Genomic DNA, 1,200 nt, shown 5'->3' with positions numbered 1-1,200 from the left:
AATGCTAGGGGGATGACGTTAATGTATGAATAAGCCCCGGCTAATTACGTGCCAGCAGCCGCGGTAATACGTAAGGGGCGAGCGTTGTTCGGAATTATTGGGCGTAAAGGGAGCGCAGGCTGTTTCATAAGTCTGATGTGAAAGACCGCAGCTTAACTGCGGAAACGCGTTGGAAACTGTGTAACTTGAATCACGGAGGGGGAGATGGAATTCCTAGTGTAGGGGTGAAATCTGTTGATATTAGGAAGAACACCGGAGGCGAAGGCGATCTCCTGGCCGATGATTGACGCTGAGGCTCGAAAGCGTAGGGAGCGAACAGGATTAGATACCCTGGTAGTCTACGCCGTAAACGATGTGCACTTGGTGTTGGGGAGTTATTCTCAGTGCCGAAGTAAACGCGATAAGTGCACCGCCTGGGGAGTATGCCGGCAACGGTGAAACTCAAAGGAATTGACGGGGGCCCGCACAAGCGGTGGAGCATGTGGTTTAATTCGATGATACGCGAGGAACCTTACCAGGGCTTGACATATACAGGACGGCAGTAGAGATATTGCTTCCCTTCGGGGCTTGTATACAGGTGCTGCATGGTTGTCGTCAGCTCGTGCCGTGAGGTGTTGGGTTAAGTCCCGCAACGAGCGCAACCCCTATTGTCTGTTGCCAGCATTAAGTTGGGGACTCAGGCAAGACTGCCGGTGACAAACCGGAGGAAGGTGGGGATGACGTCAAATCATCATGGCCCTTATGTCCTGGGCTACACACGTGCTACAATGGCCAGTACAGAGTGATGCGAAGCCGCGAGGTGGAGCCAAACGCAGAAAGCTGGTCTCAGTTCGGATTGGAGTCTGAAACTCGACTCCATGAAGGTGGAATCGCTAGTAATCGCGCATCAGCATGGCGCGGTGAATACGTTCCCGGGCCTTGTACACACCGCCCGTCACACCACCCGAGTTGGGGGTACCCGAAGTCGCTCGTCTAACCTGCAAAGGAGGACGGTGCCGAAGGTATGCTCGGTAAGGGGGGTGAAGTCGTAACAAGGTAGCCGTACTGGAAAGTGCGGCTGGATCACCTCCTTTCTACGAGAAAGGTTGATTGATAAAGAAATTAACTTGTTAAGTGAAGCACTGTAGATGCGTTAAAGATCATTGTGGCTTGAAAAAAAGACTTTTAGAAATGATCGAAAGGAACTTCTCTCTCTTTTAT

At 51.7% G+C, this 1,200-nt stretch carries 1 rRNA gene; it reads left to right on the top strand.

Going from position 1 to position 1,200, the window contains the following annotated elements:
- A 16S ribosomal RNA gene (locus K345_RS0106725) occupies positions 1–1,073 on the top strand; the annotation flags it as partial.
- Positions 1,074–1,200: the final 127 nt, after the last annotated feature.

Origin of the sequence: Spirochaeta cellobiosiphila DSM 17781, assembly GCF_000426705.1 — a bacterium.
In the GTDB taxonomy this organism is placed as follows: Bacteria; Spirochaetota; Spirochaetia; order DSM-17781; family DSM-17781; genus Spirochaeta_E; species Spirochaeta_E cellobiosiphila.
The sequence above is the reverse complement of the archived record's forward strand: the minus strand, read 5'-3'. Positions and strand labels throughout refer to the sequence as shown.